This window comes from Variovorax glucosi, assembly GCF_051216695.1.
GTDB lineage: Bacteria > Pseudomonadota > Gammaproteobacteria > Burkholderiales > Burkholderiaceae_C > Variovorax.
In genome coordinates this window covers 1,054,982-1,069,872 of sequence record NZ_JBPJZE010000001.1, presented here as the reverse complement: position 1 = coordinate 1,069,872, position 14,891 = coordinate 1,054,982, and the positions used below count along the sequence as shown (strand labels likewise).

Annotated in this window: 15 protein-coding genes; 9 read left to right on the top strand and 6 right to left on the bottom strand. The window is 63.9% G+C overall.

The features are described from left to right. The 6 genes from ACSFA3_RS05095 to ACSFA3_RS05070 all read left to right on the top strand — a co-directional run bounded on the left by ACSFA3_RS05095 (window position 1) and on the right by ACSFA3_RS05070 (window position 5,587). Window positions 1-1,071, top strand: a complete 1,071-nt coding sequence (locus ACSFA3_RS05095; protein WP_435504297.1) for an ABC transporter ATP-binding protein — start codon at window positions 1-3, stop codon at window positions 1,069-1,071. Further along, window positions 1,068-1,958 carry a carbohydrate ABC transporter permease gene (locus ACSFA3_RS05090; RefSeq protein ID WP_435504296.1) on the top strand — a complete coding sequence of 297 codons (891 nt, stop codon included), beginning with the start codon at window positions 1,068-1,070 and terminating at the stop codon, window positions 1,956-1,958. The genes ACSFA3_RS05095 and ACSFA3_RS05090 overlap by 4 nt, the downstream gene beginning before the upstream one ends. Then, complete coding sequence (locus ACSFA3_RS05085; protein WP_435504295.1) at window positions 1,955-2,767, top strand: carbohydrate ABC transporter permease; 813 nt, start codon at window positions 1,955-1,957, stop codon at window positions 2,765-2,767. The genes ACSFA3_RS05090 and ACSFA3_RS05085 overlap by 4 nt, the downstream gene beginning before the upstream one ends. 10 nt (window positions 2,768-2,777) lie before the next feature. After that, window positions 2,778-3,086, top strand: a complete 309-nt coding sequence (locus ACSFA3_RS05080; protein WP_435504294.1) for a DUF2160 domain-containing protein — start codon at window positions 2,778-2,780, stop codon at window positions 3,084-3,086. Window positions 3,087-3,168: 82 nt separating this feature from the next. Beyond that, window positions 3,169-4,899, top strand: a complete 1,731-nt coding sequence (locus tag ACSFA3_RS05075) for an ABC transporter substrate-binding protein (protein ID WP_435504293.1) — start codon at window positions 3,169-3,171, stop codon at window positions 4,897-4,899. Between the two features lie 130 nt (window positions 4,900-5,029). Further along, the gene (locus ACSFA3_RS05070; protein ID WP_435504292.1) at window positions 5,030-5,587 is read left to right on the top strand and encodes a histidine phosphatase family protein; all 558 of its coding nucleotides are present in this window, start codon (window positions 5,030-5,032) and stop codon (window positions 5,585-5,587) included. A 6-nt stretch (window positions 5,588-5,593) separates the two neighbouring features. On the opposite strand, the gene ACSFA3_RS05065 is transcribed toward ACSFA3_RS05070, so the two are convergent. The 6 genes from ACSFA3_RS05065 to ACSFA3_RS05040 all read right to left on the bottom strand — a co-directional run bounded on the left by ACSFA3_RS05065 (window position 5,594) and on the right by ACSFA3_RS05040 (window position 11,685). Beyond that, entirely contained in the window at window positions 5,594-6,031 is a 438-nt protein-coding gene (locus tag ACSFA3_RS05065) for a VapC50 family PIN domain-containing toxin (RefSeq protein ID WP_435504291.1), read from the bottom strand. Then, on the bottom strand, window positions 6,028-6,495 hold the full coding sequence (locus ACSFA3_RS05060) for a helix-turn-helix domain-containing protein (RefSeq protein ID WP_435504290.1): 468 nt from the start codon (window positions 6,493-6,495) through the stop codon (window positions 6,028-6,030). Before ACSFA3_RS05060 ends, ACSFA3_RS05065 begins: the two co-directional genes overlap by 4 nt. Before the next feature lie 90 nt (window positions 6,496-6,585). Further along, a complete protein-coding gene (gene mltB, locus ACSFA3_RS05055) occupies window positions 6,586-7,680 on the bottom strand; it encodes a lytic murein transglycosylase B (protein ID WP_435504289.1) in 1,095 nt (364 codons plus the stop codon). 65 nt (window positions 7,681-7,745) lie between these two features. Continuing rightward, entirely contained in the window at window positions 7,746-9,800 is a 2,055-nt protein-coding gene (locus ACSFA3_RS05050) for a transglutaminase TgpA family protein (RefSeq protein ID WP_435504288.1), read from the bottom strand. Further along, on the bottom strand, window positions 9,794-10,768 hold the full coding sequence (locus ACSFA3_RS05045; RefSeq protein WP_435504287.1) for a DUF58 domain-containing protein: 975 nt from the start codon (window positions 10,766-10,768) through the stop codon (window positions 9,794-9,796). The genes ACSFA3_RS05050 and ACSFA3_RS05045 overlap by 7 nt, the downstream gene beginning before the upstream one ends. After that, window positions 10,765-11,685, bottom strand: coding sequence for an AAA family ATPase (locus ACSFA3_RS05040; protein ID WP_435504286.1), 921 nt, complete (start codon window positions 11,683-11,685; stop codon window positions 10,765-10,767). Before ACSFA3_RS05040 ends, ACSFA3_RS05045 begins: the two co-directional genes overlap by 4 nt. 74 nt (window positions 11,686-11,759) lie before the next feature. Here ACSFA3_RS05040 and ACSFA3_RS05035 point away from each other — a divergent pair, with 74 nt between their 5' ends. From ACSFA3_RS05035 to ACSFA3_RS05025, 3 genes are all read left to right on the top strand, one after another. After that, window positions 11,760-12,713: a histone deacetylase family protein gene (locus ACSFA3_RS05035; RefSeq protein ID WP_435504285.1), complete on the top strand. Its 954-nt coding sequence runs from the start codon at window positions 11,760-11,762 to the stop codon at window positions 12,711-12,713. A 32-nt stretch (window positions 12,714-12,745) separates the two neighbouring features. Next, window positions 12,746-14,005, top strand: a complete 1,260-nt coding sequence (locus ACSFA3_RS05030; protein WP_435504962.1) for a mechanosensitive ion channel family protein — start codon at window positions 12,746-12,748, stop codon at window positions 14,003-14,005. Window positions 14,006-14,141: 136 nt separating this feature from the next. Then, the gene (locus ACSFA3_RS05025; protein ID WP_435504284.1) at window positions 14,142-14,891 is read left to right on the top strand and encodes an electron transfer flavoprotein subunit beta/FixA family protein; all 750 of its coding nucleotides are present in this window, start codon (window positions 14,142-14,144) and stop codon (window positions 14,889-14,891) included.

Sequence of the window (14,891 nt, the reverse complement as noted above, 5' to 3'; positions counted from 1 at the left end):
ATGGCGCGTATCGACCTCGATCTCGCGCACGCTTATCGTGCAAACCCGCAGCAGGACAGCGACTACGCGCTGATGCCGCTGAAGATGAGTTTTCGCGACGGCGGCGCTTATGCCTTGCTCGGCCCTTCCGGCTGCGGCAAGACGACCATGCTCAACATCATCTCGGGTCTGGTGGCGCCGTCGCACGGCAGCGTCACCTTTGACGGCCGAGACGTGACGCAGGCCAGTCCGCAGGAACGCAATATCGCGCAGGTGTTCCAGTTCCCCGTGATCTACGACACCATGACGGTCGCCGAGAACCTCGCGTTCCCGCTGAGGAACCGCAAGGTGCCCGAGGCGCAGATCAGGAAGCGTGTCGGCGAGATAGCCGAGATGCTCGACATGAGCGCGCAGCTCAATCAGCGCGCGGCAGGTCTTGCCGCTGATGCGAAGCAGAAGATCTCGCTGGGTCGCGGACTGGTGCGCAGCGACGTGTCGGCAGTGCTTTTCGACGAGCCGCTGACCGTGATCGATCCGCACCTGAAGTGGCAACTGCGGCGCAAGCTCAAGCAGATCCACCGCGAACTCAAACTCACGCTGATCTACGTCACGCACGACCAGGTCGAGGCGCTGACCTTTGCCGAAGAGGTCGTTGTGATGACGCGCGGCAAGGCGGTGCAGGTCGGCAGTGCGGAGGCATTGTTCGAGCAGCCGGCGCACACCTTCGTCGGCCACTTCATCGGCTCGCCGGGCATGAACTTCCTGCCGGCGCACAGCAACGGCGATTCGATCGACGTCGCGGGCACGACGCTCGCTGCACTGAGGTCGCTGCCCGCAGGTGAGCTCAAGATCGGCATTCGCCCCGAGTACCTGCGTATCGCCGAACCCCATTCGCCCGGCGCGGTACCGGCCGCCGTGACGCAGGTGCAGGACGTCGGCACGCATGCGATGTTGTCTGCCGACGCCAGCGGCAGCAAGCTCAAGGCGCGGCTGCATTCGGATGCAGTGTTGCCGGGCGTCGGCGACACGGTCTGGCTGCGCGTGCTCGACGCTCATTCCTGCTACTACCGCAACGAGGAACTGGTCGCATGAACGCCACCAACAAACCCATCAACCAGAAGGCCTGGTGGCTGATTCTGCCGGTGCTGATCTGCGTCGCGTTCTCGGCCATCGTGCCGCTGATGACGGTGGTGAACTACTCGGTGCAGGACATCATTTCGCCCGAGAGGCGCGTGTTCGTCGGCACCGAATGGTTCGCTGCGGTGATGCGCGACGACGAGCTGCATTCGGCGCTGCTGCGGCAGCTCGGTTTCTCTTTCTCGGTGCTGCTGGTCGAGATTCCGCTGGGCATCGCGCTGGCGCTGTCGATGCCGGCCAAGGGCTGGAAATCGTCGGCGGTGCTGGTTGTGATTTCGCTCTCGCTGCTGATCCCGTGGAACGTGGTCGGAACGATCTGGCAGATCTACGGGCGCGCGGACATCGGCCTGCTCGGCTACACGCTGCAGAAGATCGGCATCGACTACAGCTACACCGGCAATGCGACCGACGCCTGGCTCACAGTGCTGGTGATGGACGTCTGGCACTGGACGCCGCTGGTCGCCCTGCTCGGCTTCGCCGGACTGCGCTCGATACCCGATGCCTACTACCAGGCAGCGCGCATCGACGGCGCGAGCAAGTTCGCGGTGTTCCGCTACATCCAGCTGCCGAAAATGCGCGGCGTGCTGATGATCGCGGTGCTGCTGCGCTTCATGGACAGCTTCATGATCTACACCGAGCCCTTCGTGCTGACCGGCGGCGGTCCAGGTAATGCGACGACGTTCCTGAGCCAGTACCTCACGCAGAAGGCGGTCGGCCAGTTCGACCTCGGCCCTGCGGCTGCTTTTTCGCTGATCTATTTCCTGATCATCCTGCTGCTGTGCTTCATCCTCTACAACTGGATGCAGCGCGTCGGAACCCAGAAGGTGGAGGTGGAGCAATGAACGAAAAACGCTTCCAGAAGCGCACGATCTTTTTGCTGCTCTACATTTTGTTTGCCCTGTTGCCCATCTACTGGATGATCAACATGAGCTTCAAGACGAACGAGGAAATCCTGTCGAGCTTCTCGTTCTTCCCGCAGCACTTCACCTGGGCCAACTACGTCAAGATCTTCACCGACGAGTCGTGGTACTCGGGCTACATCAACAGCCTGATCTACGTCGCGATCAACACGGTGATCTCGCTGACCGTGGCACTGCCTGCGGCCTATGCGTTCTCGCGTTATTCGTTCCTCGGCGACAAGCATGTGTTCTTCTGGCTGCTGACCAACCGCATGACGCCGCCGGCCGTGTTCCTGCTGCCGTTCTTCCAGCTGTACAGCACGGTCGGACTGATGGACACGCACCTCGGCGTGGCGCTCGCGCATCTGTTGTTCAACGTGCCGCTGGCGGTCTGGATCCTCGAAGGCTTCATGAGCGGCATTCCGCGCGAGATCGACGAGACGGCGTACATCGACGGCTACAGCTTTCCGAAGTTCTTCATCCGCATCTACCTGCCGCTGATCAAGGCTGGCGTGGGCGTGGCGGCGTTCTTCTGCTTCATGTTCAGCTGGGTCGAACTGCTGCTCGCACGCACGCTGACCAGCGTGAACGCGAAGCCGATCGTCGCGACGATGACGCGCACGGTGAGCGCCTCGGGCATGGACTGGGCGACGCTGGCTGCGGCCGGTGTGCTGACGATCGTGCCGGGCGCGATCGTGATCTGGTTCGTGCGGCATTACATCGCCAAGGGATTCGCGATGGGTCGGGTTTGAGGAGATATTGATGTTCGACTGGATGGTCTGGACCACCCCGGTGGCCGTGTTCTTCACATGCATCGGGCTCATGCTCGCTGGCATGACCGTGTGGGAGAAAAAATCTCCCACGACGATGCGCCGCGGCTGGTTGCCGCTGGACACCACCCGCGGCGACCGGCTCTTCATCGGCCTGCTGATGGCCGCCTACGTCAACCTGATCTTCATCGGCCTTGCCGGCAAGTTCCAGGAATGGATGAGCCTCGAAGCAGAACCGTCGATCTGGATCAGCTTCGTGCTTTCGATGCTGTTGCTCGGCGTTGTGATGCGCAAGGGCTGAACGATTTTTCAACCGTCCGGCTCTCCGTTCCCCGGAGCCGGATTCGACATGACCGGGGACGCAACCGTTGAGGAGACAAAACATGAAGATGCGCTATACGGCATTGGCACTGGCGGCGGCGATGTTCGCCGCTCAAGGTGCGTCGGCCGGCGAGGCCGAAGCCAAGAAATGGATCGACGCGGAGTTCCAGCCATCCACCTTGTCCAAGGACAAGCAGATGGAGGAAATGAAGTGGTTCATTGACGCGGCGAAGAAGTTGCAGGGCAAGGGCGTCAAGGAGATTTCGGTTGTTTCCGAAACGCTCACCACGCATGAATACGAGTCGAAGACGCTTGCCAAGGCCTTCGAGGAGATCACCGGCATCAAGGTCAAGCACGACCTGATCCAGGAAGGCGACGTGGTCGAGAAGCTGCAGACGTCCATGCAGTCCGGCAAGTCGATCTATGACGGCTGGGTGTCCGATTCCGACCTGATCGGCACGCACTACCGCTACGGCAAGATCATGTCGCTGACCGAGTACATGGGCGGCGCGGGCAAGGAATTCACCAACCCCGGCATCGATCTCAAGGACTACATCGGCACCAGCTTCACGACCGCGCCCGACGGCCAGATGTACCAGCTGCCCGACCAGCAGTTCGCCAACCTCTACTGGTTCCGCGCCGACCTGTTCGCGCGCAAGGACCTGCAGGACAAGTTCAAGGCCAAGTACGGCTACGACCTGGGCGTGCCGCTCAACTGGAGCGCCTACGAAGACATCGCCGAGTTCTTCAGCGTCGACGTCAAGACCATCGACGGCAAGCCGATCTACGGCCACATGGACTACGGCAAGAAGGACCCGTCGCTCGGCTGGCGCTTTACCGACGCGTGGCTGTCGATGGCCGGTGCCGCCGACAAGGGCATCCCGAACGGCATGCCGATTGACGAATGGGGAATCCGGGTCGCCGAAGACAAGTGCACGCCCACCGGCGCGTCCGTGTCGCGCGGTGGTGCGACGAACTCGCCGGCCGCCGTGTATGCGCTGACAAAGTACATCGACTGGATGAAGAAGTACGCGCCCAAGGAAGCCATGGGCATGACCTTCGGCGAGTCCGGTCCTGTGCCGGCGCAGGGCCAGATCGCGCAGCAGATCTTCTGGTACACGGCCTTCACCGCCGACATGACCAAGAAGGGCCTGCCGGTCGTGAACGAAGACGGTTCGCCGAAGTGGCGCATGGCGCCCGGCCCGAACGGTCCGTACTGGAAGCAGGGCATGCAGAACGGCTACCAGGACGTCGGTTCCTGGGCCTTCTTCAAGGGTCATGATGCGAACAAGACGGCGGCGGCATGGCTGTACGCGCAGTTCATCACCGCCAAGACGACCTCGCTCAAGAAGTCGATCACCGGCCTTACCTTCATTCGCGACAGCGACATCCGCTCGGACTACTTCACGCAGAACGCCAACAAGTACGGCGGCCTGATCGAGTTCTACCGCAGCCCCGCGCGCGTCGCCTGGACGCCGACCGGCACCAACGTGCCCGACTATCCGAAGCTTGCGCAGCTCTGGTGGAAGAACGTCGCCGAAGCAGTGACCGGCGAGAAGACCCCGCAAAAGGCGATGGACAACCTGGCCGACGAAATGGACAACGTGATGGCTCGCCTCGAGCGTGCCGGCATGGCCCACTGCGCGCCCAAGCTGACCGCCAAGGGCGATCCGAACAAGTACCTGAGCGACGACCACGCACCGTGGAAGAAGCTGGCGAACGAAAAGCCGAAGGGCGCGACCATCGACTACAACAAGCTGCTGACCGCCTGGAAGGAAGGAAAAGTTCGCTGATCCTTTGTCGCATCGGGTGACGGGCTGCTGCGCTGCGAGGTGCAGCAGCCCTTTTCGTTTAGGGGTTGGACTGCGCTTTGCTAGCCTCGGGGCTGCGCGTTGTTCTTCACCGTGTCGAAGGATTCTTTTTATGCGAAGACGTGAGATTGCGGCACTGGCCTTGTTGTCCTGGGTGGGTGCCCAGGCGGCCGACGGAGATGCCTTCGCCGACCTGTTGCGCAACGGCCGATGCGCCGTCCTGTTTCGCCACGGCCAGACCGTGTCGGGCATCGGCGACCCGCCCGGCTTTCGCCTCGACACCTGCAGCACCCAGCGGAATCTGAATGATGCTGGCCGCACGCAGTCGCAGCGGATCGGCGAATGGTTTTCGACGCGCCAGCTCAGGCCGCTCGCCGTGCGAAGCAGCGCATGGTGCCGGTGCAAGGACACCGCACAACTTGCCTTCGGAAAGGCCGATGTCTGGCCGCCGCTCAATTCGACTTTCGACGATTCGGCGCTGTCGCCTGCGGCAACGGCCCTGCTGCGCGAAGCCCTGCACACCATTTCGGCGAACGGCTTCGAGGTGTGGGTGACGCATCAGGTGAACATCACCGCGCTGACCGGGGAGTTTGCGCAGATGGGTGAGGGGGTGTTGGTCGATGCCGTGGGTGTGGTGCGTGCGCGGCTTACTGTCCCATCGAGGGTGTAGCCAAAGCTAAAGAACCGAGCGAAATCCGACCAGGTTTCTTGCGGTTCGCGACAAACCCTGCTTCAGCAGAATCTCCAGGTAACGGTCGACGCTCAACGCAGGATTCTTGAGAGTGCCTCGTTGCTCGCGAGCTGCAGTTACCACGGCTGCCGGATCCAGATCGAACAGGTTGTCGATGAAGTCGTCAGGATGCTGTGCCTCGATCCCAAATACCGTCAGCGCGTCCGGGATGGCGCTGTTCATCAACTCGATGGTTCGTTGAAGTTGATCTGGCTGAAGATCAGGTCGGTTCTTCAGCAGGTTGCGTTGCCATTCGTCATGGATGAGTCGCGTCCAGCGAGCGCGGAATCGGCCAGACAGGGCCAGCCACATCAGGAAGTCGCGCAGCGGGGCGGGATACAGAACACAGGCATCGGAGACGGCAGTGAACGGAGAACTCTTCATTCATAACCCAAGTTCAATTCCTGGGATTGCCTTGCCAGTTCCTCCATCGCGACAGCGCTCGATTTTTTCTGGGCTTCCTTGAATGCCAGCAGTTCCGCAAAACGCACACGACGATGCTTGCCCGTCCTGTGAAATGCGAGCACACCGGATTCCAGAAGCTTGACCAGATGCGGCCTGGACACATTGAGCAGATCGGCAGCTTCCTGCGTGGTCAGCTCTGCGTGGATTGGAACCACTTTCACCGCGTTGCCGTCTGCCAGTTCGGCAAGGATGTCGACCAACAGGCGCAAGGCGGACGTCGGCAACTCCACCGTGTGAGCTTCGTTTCTGTCGTCGAAGATCTGGATCTGCTGGGTTTCGAGCTGGGTGGAAAGGAATGCCGCCAGTGCTCTTTGGCCCTGCGTGGCGGCAGCAACCTCCCGTGCAGCAGGTAGGGAGGCTTGAAATGCGTGGTGCTGTGTCACGGTGAATTACTCCTGAAAGAAGAAATCCAGCCATATTATTCGAAACTAACGAAATTCGAAGTAAACGAAACGTAGGTCCTTAAGGTCTTGCTATTGCCCCAGCACAGCCTTGACCTCATTCCCCAGATCCAGCACCGACATCGCGTAATAACTGCTCCAGTTGTAGCGCGTGATCACGTAGAAATTCTGCGTTCCGGCGACATAGCTCGGCGCCTCGTCGCCGTTCTGCAGTTCGATCAACGCCAGCAGCCCGGGGAACGTTTGCGCTTTCGGCGGAAGCACCGCGCCGGCTGCCATGAAGCTGTCCGCGCTGAAGGTCGGCTTGATGTCGTGTTCCATCAGCACCGGCATCTTCAGCCGCGCCGTGTCGAAGCTCACCGGAAACGTCGACGGCATGCCGGGCTGCCAGCCGAACGCCTTGAAGTAGCTCGCCACCGAACCGATCACGTCGACCGGGTTGTTCACCAGGTCGATGCGCCCGTCGCCGTCGAAATCCACCGCGTACTTCGCGATGCTGCTCGGCATGAACTGTGGCATGCCCATCGCGCCGGCGTAACTGCCGACAGGCGTCATCGGGTCGTGCGACGTGCGGCTCTCGATGCTCAGGAAACTCTCGAGTTCGCCGCGGAAGAATGCTTCGCGCTCGGCCGCGCGCGGATGCGATTGCGGGAAGTCGAAAGACAGCGTCGCCAGCGCATCGATGACGCGGAAGCTGCCCATGTTGCGACCGTAGATCGTCTCGACGCCGATGATGCCGACGATGATTTCCGGCGGTACGCCGTAGGTCGATTCGGCGCGCGCCAATGTGGCTGCGTTGTCGCGCCAGAACTTCACGCCGGCGGCGATGCGGACCGGGTCGATGAAGCGGCTGCGGTACACGCGCCAGTTCTTGGCCGTGCCGCGCGGTGCCGGCAGCATCAGGCGCGGCACGTTCGGCAGCATGCGGGCGCCGCCGATGGTGCGGCGCACCCAGTCGCGATCCAGGTTGCGGCGCGCGGCCACGTCATCGGCGAAAAGCATCGCGTCGTCGCGGGTGGCGTAGAGCGGTGCGCCGGGCGCCGTTTTCTTCGCAGCGGGAGTGGCGTTGCTGCGGGCGTTTTTCTGGGCGTGACCGACCGCAGGCAAGGAGCAGGCGAGGAGGGCGACGAGCGCAGCTGCCAGCGCGGTGAAAGAGGCTTTGTGCATGGCTGTCGGTGGGAGGCGTTGCATCGGGTCGATTGTGCCGAAGCGGATGCGTCGGCTGTGGGGTGTCATTGCGCAGTTTCGATGGTGGGCGTTCGACGGCGCGCCGGCCAGGAGATGCGGCGGAACTCGCCGCGCAAGGATGCGACACCGGCGCCGCTGCCTCTTTCGTCCGAAGCCGCCGCATAGCGCTGCGCCTCCAGTTTCAGCAGCCAGTCGTGAGCCGGTCGCGCGGATTCGCCGAAATGCGCAATGGCTGCATTCGCCATGCGGCGCGGCGGTGCGGCATCGGGTAGCGGGAGGCCGGCCTTGACCAGCTTCGCACGCGCACGTCCGAGCAGGCGCAGCCACGGATCGTGCTGCGATCGTTCCCACAGCGTCCATCCCGCGCCGCCGACGGATACGGCGATCAGCAGCCAGAGCAGCACGATCGCCAGGTCCTGCAGGCTCGGCGTCTCGAAGCCGAGGTTCTTGAGCAGATCGAGCTGGCGGCTCTGCGTGTAGTTCAGCACCCACTGGTTCCAGCTGTTGTTGGCGGCTTCCCAGGCGGCGCGCAGGTTCTGTGCCAGCGTGGGGCTCATGGTGCCGAGCGCGTCGGCGAAGAAGCCGGGCTGCGGCGCCAGTCGCTGGAAGGCACCGACGCGCCCGGGAGAGACGGCACCGGTCGGGTCGATCCGCACCCAGCCCCTGCCGGCTTCCCACACTTCGGCCCATGCATGCGCATCGGATTGCCGCACCACCCAGAAGCCATCGACGCCGTTAAGTTCGCCGCCCTGGTAGCCGGTAACGATGCGCGCCGGCACGTCGAGCGAGCGCATCAGCACGACGAAAGCCGAAGCGATGTGCTCGCAAAAGCCTTCCTTGCGGTCGAACCAGAATTCGTCCGCTGTATCGTCGCCGTAGACGCCGGGTTCCAAAGAGTAGAGGTAGCCGCCTGTGCGCAGGCGCTCAAGCGCGGCCTGCACGTAGCCGGGCGTGCCGGCGCCTACGAGGGCGGGATCGCGCTTCATCTGCGCCGCGAGTTCAGCGGTTCGCGGATTCGTACCGGCCGGCAACGCGACGTAGCGTTCCAGCGCGGCCGTCCGTCGCACCGGGCCACTCTCGAAGTCCGGATAGCTCGCAACGCGATAGCGCAGCAGATCGCCCACCGGGCGGTTCGCTACCAGCTGAAGATCGGGCGTCGTCACGACGCGCATGCCGGGTACATCGGGCGCCTGCTGCGGTACGTCGAGTGCCAGCAGCCACGGCCGGTTGCTCGGTTCGAGCGTGACTTCATAGCGCAGGGGCTCGCCGCGCACGCGCAGTTCCGCACTCAGGAAGCCGCGCTCCCACGGTGCCGGCGCAGTCCATTGGCGACCGTCGAAATCCGACAGCACCGGTCCGCGGAAATACAGCGAGCGCTGCGACGGAATCGCGCCGTCGTCGAAGCGAATGCGCGCCGCGATGCCGTCGTCGAGCGCGAGGCGCGCGATGGTGCCGACGCGCATCGTGTTCGAAAGCCCGCTGCGCCCGGTCATCTCGTCGTTCGGCGTTCCCCAGAGCGGTGCCATGCGCGGGAACAGCATGAACAGCGCCAGCATCACCGGCGCACCGAGCAGCGCCATCGTGAAAGCCGTGCGAGCCGACTGAGCCAGCGGCGGCCGGCCGACAGGCTTGTGCGCATTGACCAGCGCGGTCAGCAGTCCGAGTAGCGCCAGCAGCATGACGAAAGCGGTCGTCAGCGACTGCGAATGGAAGAAGTTCGTGAGCATCGCGAAGAAGCCCAGGAAGAAGATGACGAAGGCATCGCGCCGCGCGCGCATCTCCAGCGTCTTGAGCGCGAGCAGCACGATCACCAGCGTCACGCCCGCATCCCGGCCCAACAGCGTCTTGTGCGCCGCGAAGACGCCGAACAGCCCGAGCGCGAGCAAAGCGACACGCCAGCGCATGCCCGGCAGCGGCCTGCCCTGCACGGCGATCCAGCCGCGCCAGAGCAACGCGACGAGCGTGAGCAGCACGCAGGCGAGCGGCAACGTGCCGGCCTGCGGCAGCACGATCAGCGCGATCACGCACAGCAGGAACAGCGTGTCGCGTGCTTCGCGCGGCAACGCTTCCAGTCGTCGGAGCCAAGAGATGGTCAACATGTCGCCAATGCCTCCAGGCAGGCACGGCGATGCGCTTCGCCTTGCGATGGCTTCAGCGTGCGTCCGCCGATGCGAAGGCCGTAGTCGAGGCCGAGCCGGTCCGCCATCAGTACCCACGCGCAGAGGCGCGAGATGCGGGCTTCTGCATCGGGAAGATTCGCGTCCCGCGCGTCGAGCCAGAGTTCGTCGCGCTGAGCGTGTTGCGTGTCGCGGCTGACCAGCTCGCTCGATCCGGCTGCTTGTGCGCGTGCAGCTTTCTTCCAGACGACCAGCTTCAGCGGGTCGCCCCGGCGGTATGCGCGCACGCCGTCGTACTCGCCCGCAAGACTGGTACGCGATGCGGCAGCGGCGGCGTCGCCGGACAGCGCTTCACCGACGGGCAACGGCGGCGGGCTGGCTTCAGGCGCCGGATACACGAGAAGCTGCGCAGCCGGTTTCCATACGGTCCAGATGCGGAAGGTGCCCAGCGGAAATCGGGTCTCGGCGGTCAGCGGCGGCACCGGATGCAGGCCACGCCGCTCGGGCAGGAATGCGACCGCGACAGATTCGCTGCCCTGCGCCGGCACGTCGCTCCATGCCCATTGCCCGCTCCCGCGCACCGACAGTCCGATGCCGAAGCGCACGCTGCGCCGCGCGTTGTGCAGCACGACGCGAAGCATCGCCGCGCTGCCCGCATGCTGCGCTTCCGGCGGCATCAGATGCAGCGTGAGTCCGCGCAGCGTCGCGTGGCCGACATGCATGCCGACCGCGACGCAGCCTGCCAGCAGGAAAGTCAGCAGGTAGCCGAGATTGAGCTGGTAATTGATCGACGCGACCAGTAGCACCAGCAATGTCGCGCCGAGCATCCAGCCGGCGCGCGAAGGCACGATGTAGACGTTGCGCTGCGTGAGTTCGAGCGTGTCCGATGGCGGCCGGCGCGACAGGAACCAGCTGTCGAGACGCCTGCGAACGGCCGCAAGCGGATTCACGGAAGAGGGACCGCGGCAATCATCGCGCGCACCTGTTCGAAAGCGCCGCGACCGGCATCGCCGACCGGCGTGACGCGATGAGCGACCGTCTGCGGCAGCACCGCCTGGACATCGTCGGGCGCGACGTAAGCCCGATTGGCCAGCAGCGCCTGCGCCTTGGCTGCACGCAGAATCGCGATGCCCGCACGCGGCGACAGGCCCTGAAGGAACCAGCGGCCGTTGCGCGTGGCGGCGAGCAGGTCCTGCAGATAGTCGAGCAGCGGCGGCGCTGCGTGGACCTGCTGCACGCGCTGCTGCAGCGCCTTGAGTTCGCCCGCATCGAGCAGCGCTGGCAGCGTGGCGAGCATCTCGCGGCGGTCCGCGCCGGAGAGCAGTTCGCGTTCTGCGGCGCGGTCGGGATAGCCGAGCGAAATCCGCATCAGGAAACGGTCCAGCTGCGACTCCGGTAGCGCAAAAGTGCCAAGCTGGTCGTGCGGGTTCTGCGTCGCGATGACGAAGAAGGGGGTCGGCAGCGGGCGGGTTTCGCCTTCGACCGTGACCTGCTTTTCTTCCATCGCTTCGAGCAGCGCGCTCTGCGTCTTGGGGCTGGCGCGGTTGATCTCGTCGGCAAGCAGCACCTGCGCGAAGATCGGTCCCGGATGAAAGACGAAAGCCTGCTGGCCGCGGTCGTAGATCGCGACGCCCGACAGGTCGCCCGGCATCAAGTCGGCGGTGAACTGGACACGCGAGAACTGAAGCCCGAAGGTGTGGGAGAGCGCATGCGCCAGGGTCGTTTTTCCGACCCCCGGAACGTCCTCGATCAGCAGGTGGCCGCCTGCCAGAAGACACGCCACGCAGTCCCTGACCTGGGCCTCTTTGCCCACGATCACCGTGTTAAGCTGACCGAGCAAACTGGCGAGCTTCGCGGCAACGTCCATTTTTGTATCCATATGCAAACAATACCGCAAGGCCCGCCGGCCCCACGCCGCGTGAGGTCGCAGACGACCGAGACATGGGAAAAACTGGCTACTTCACCCACCGCGATTGCCGGAAGCACGACATGGGCGCCGGGCACCCCGAGTGTCCGCAACGCCTCGACGCCATCGAAGACCGGCTGCTGCTGACCGGCGTTGGCGATGCCCTCGAACGCGGCGACGTACCGCTCGCCACGCTCCCGCAAATCACGCGCGCCCACAGCGTCGCGCACCTCGAACATCTCGAAGAACTCAGCCAGCGACTGATCGCGGACGAATCCGTTGGCGGTCCCGCGCATGCGCTGCTCGATCCCGATACCGTGCTGATGCGCTACACCGTGCTGGCTGCGCGTCGGGCCGCTGGCGCTGCCATCGCGGCGACCGACGCCGTGATGTCCGGCGAGCTCGAGAACGCTTTCTGCGCCGTGCGGCCGCCCGGTCACCATGCGTGCAGAGAACAGGCGATGGGGTTCTGCTTTTTGAACAACGTGGCCATCGCCGCAAGACATGCACTCGAAGTGCACGGACTGGAACGCGTGGCCGTCGTCGACTTCGACGTGCATCACGGCAACGGCACCGAAGACATCCTGGCCGGCGATCCGCGCGTGCTGATGGTCGGCATCTTCCAGCACCCGTTCTATCCGTTCGGCGACTTCGATCATCCGGCCGCGAACATGCTCAACGTACCCGTGCCCGCATATACGAAAGGCATGGACGTGCGCGAACTGATCGAGATGATGTGGATGCCGCGGCTCGAAGAGTTCAAGCCGCAGATGATCTTCATCAGCGCCGGTTTCGACGCCCACCGCGACGACGACCTCGGCCAGTTGCGGCTCAACGAAAACGATTTCGCCTGGATCACCGAGCGCGTGCGCGGCGTGGCCCAGCGACACGCGAAGGGGCGCATCGTGTCGATGCTCGAAGGCGGCTACAACCTCGATGCGCTGGCGACCAGCGTCGAGGCACATATCCGCGTGCTGGCCGACCTTTGAACCTCGACGCTTTCCTGCAGCGCCTGGGACAGATGCAGGCTCGAAGCGTCTGGGTCGAACTGGCCGCACTCGCCGCCTGCGTCGGTCTGGCCTGGGGTCTGAGCCGCTGGTTCGGACGCGACCAGCCGAAGGACTCGATCTGGTTCGGCGCGCGCGTGTTCGACGGCCTGATGTTCCCGCTGCTGGCGCTGGTCTTCACCGATCTGGCACGGCGCTGGGCACTCGAGTACCAGGTGGTCGTGGTGCTGCGGATCGCGGTGTCGGTGTTCGTCTCGCTGGTCGTCATCCGGCTCATCGCCCGCGTGATGCGCGCGGTGTTTCCGGGCTCGGCGCTGGTGGCGCTGGTCGAGCGCACGGTGTCTTGGGTCGCCTGGGTCGGCGCGGTGCTGTGGATCGTCGGCCTGCTGCAGCCTGTGCTTGTCGAGCTTGACCAGATCACGCTGGCTTTCGGGAAGACCCGGGTGAGCGTGCTGATGATGCTGCAGGGCGCCTTGTCGGCCGGTCTGGTGCTGGTGATCGCGCTGTGGATCGCGTCGACCATAGAGAAGCGCGTCTTGCGGACGCACGTGACCGATCTGTCCATGCGCCGGGTGGCGTCCAACGCGGTCCGTGCATTGCTGCTGCTGATCGGCATGCTGTTCGCGTTGTCGGCGGTGGGTGTGGACCTGACGGCGTTGTCGGTGCTCGGCGGCGCGCTGGGCGTCGGTCTGGGTTTCGGCCTGCAGAAGCTGGCGGCCAACTATGTGAGCGGTTTCGTGATCCTTCTCGAACGCTCGATCCGCATCGGCGACAACGTGAAGGTCGACAACTTCGAGGGCCGCATCACCGACATCAAGACCCGCTACACGCTGATCCGCGCCGGCAACGGGCGCGAAGCCATCGTGCCGAACGAATCGCTCATCACCAGCCGTGTCGAGAACCTGTCGCTGGCCGACCTCAAGTTCAACATCACGACGAACATCGTCGTCGGCTACGACAGCGACGTGGCACAGGTCCTGGCCATATTGACCGGCGCGGCGACGGCACAGGCGCGCGTTTTGGCCGAGCCGGCGCCGGTCGCCTACCTGACCACGTTCGCGCCCGACGGGCTGGAATTCGTTCTCAACTTCTGGATCGCCGATCCGGACAAGGGAAAGGACAACGTCCGCTCTGCGATCAACATCGCGATCCTCCAAGGCTTGCGCGCTGCCGGTGTCGACATTCCGTATCCGCAGCGCGTGCTGCGCGTGGCGTCGCTGCCCGAAGGCTTCGTGGCGACGGTGCCATTGGCATCGGCATCGGAGGCCACATGAAGATTCTTTATAATTCTGAAAAAAGAACGATCGTTCTTTTTTGAATTCATCGGCGGGTTTACGGGGGTGATCGAAACGGACACCGCCCTGAAAACACCGCCTCTAGAATGTTTTGCAAATCAACGGAGTCAACCCAATGAAGGTTTTGGTCCCAGTCAAACGCGTCGTCGACTACAACGTCAAGGTGCGCGTGAAGTCCGACGGTAGCGGCGTCGACATCGCCAACGTCAAGATGAGCATGAATCCCTTCGACGAAATTGCCGTTGAAGAAGCGGTCCGCCTCAAGGAAAAGGGCGTCGTCACCGAGATCATCGCCGTCTCCTGTGGCGACACGAAGTGCCAGGAGACGCTGCGCACTGCGATGGCCATCGGCGCCGACCGCGCGATCCTGGTCGAGACCACCGAAGAGCTCCAGCCGCTGGCCGTTGCCAAGCTGCTCAAGGCGCTGATCGACAAGGAGCAACCGCAGCTCGTGATCCTCGGCAAGCAGGCCATCGACGACGATGCCAACCAGACCGGCCAGATGCTTGCCGCGCTGGCCGATCTGCCGCAGGCCACCTTCGCCTCGAAGGTCGAGGTCGCCGACGGCAAAGTCACCGTGACCCGCGAAGTCGACGGCGGCGCCGAGACGCTGACGCTTACGCTGCCGGCAGTCGTCACCACCGACCTGCGCCTGAACGAGCCGCGCTATGTCACGCTGCCCAACATCATGAAAGCCAAGAAGAAGACGCTCGACGTCTTCAAGCCCGAAGACCTGGGCGTCGACGTCAAGCCGCGCCTGAAGACATTGAAGGTCAGCGAACCGCCGAAGCGCGGAGCAGGCATCAAGGTGGCCGACGTGGCCGCACTCGTGGACAAACTGAAGAACGAAGCGAAGGTGATCTGA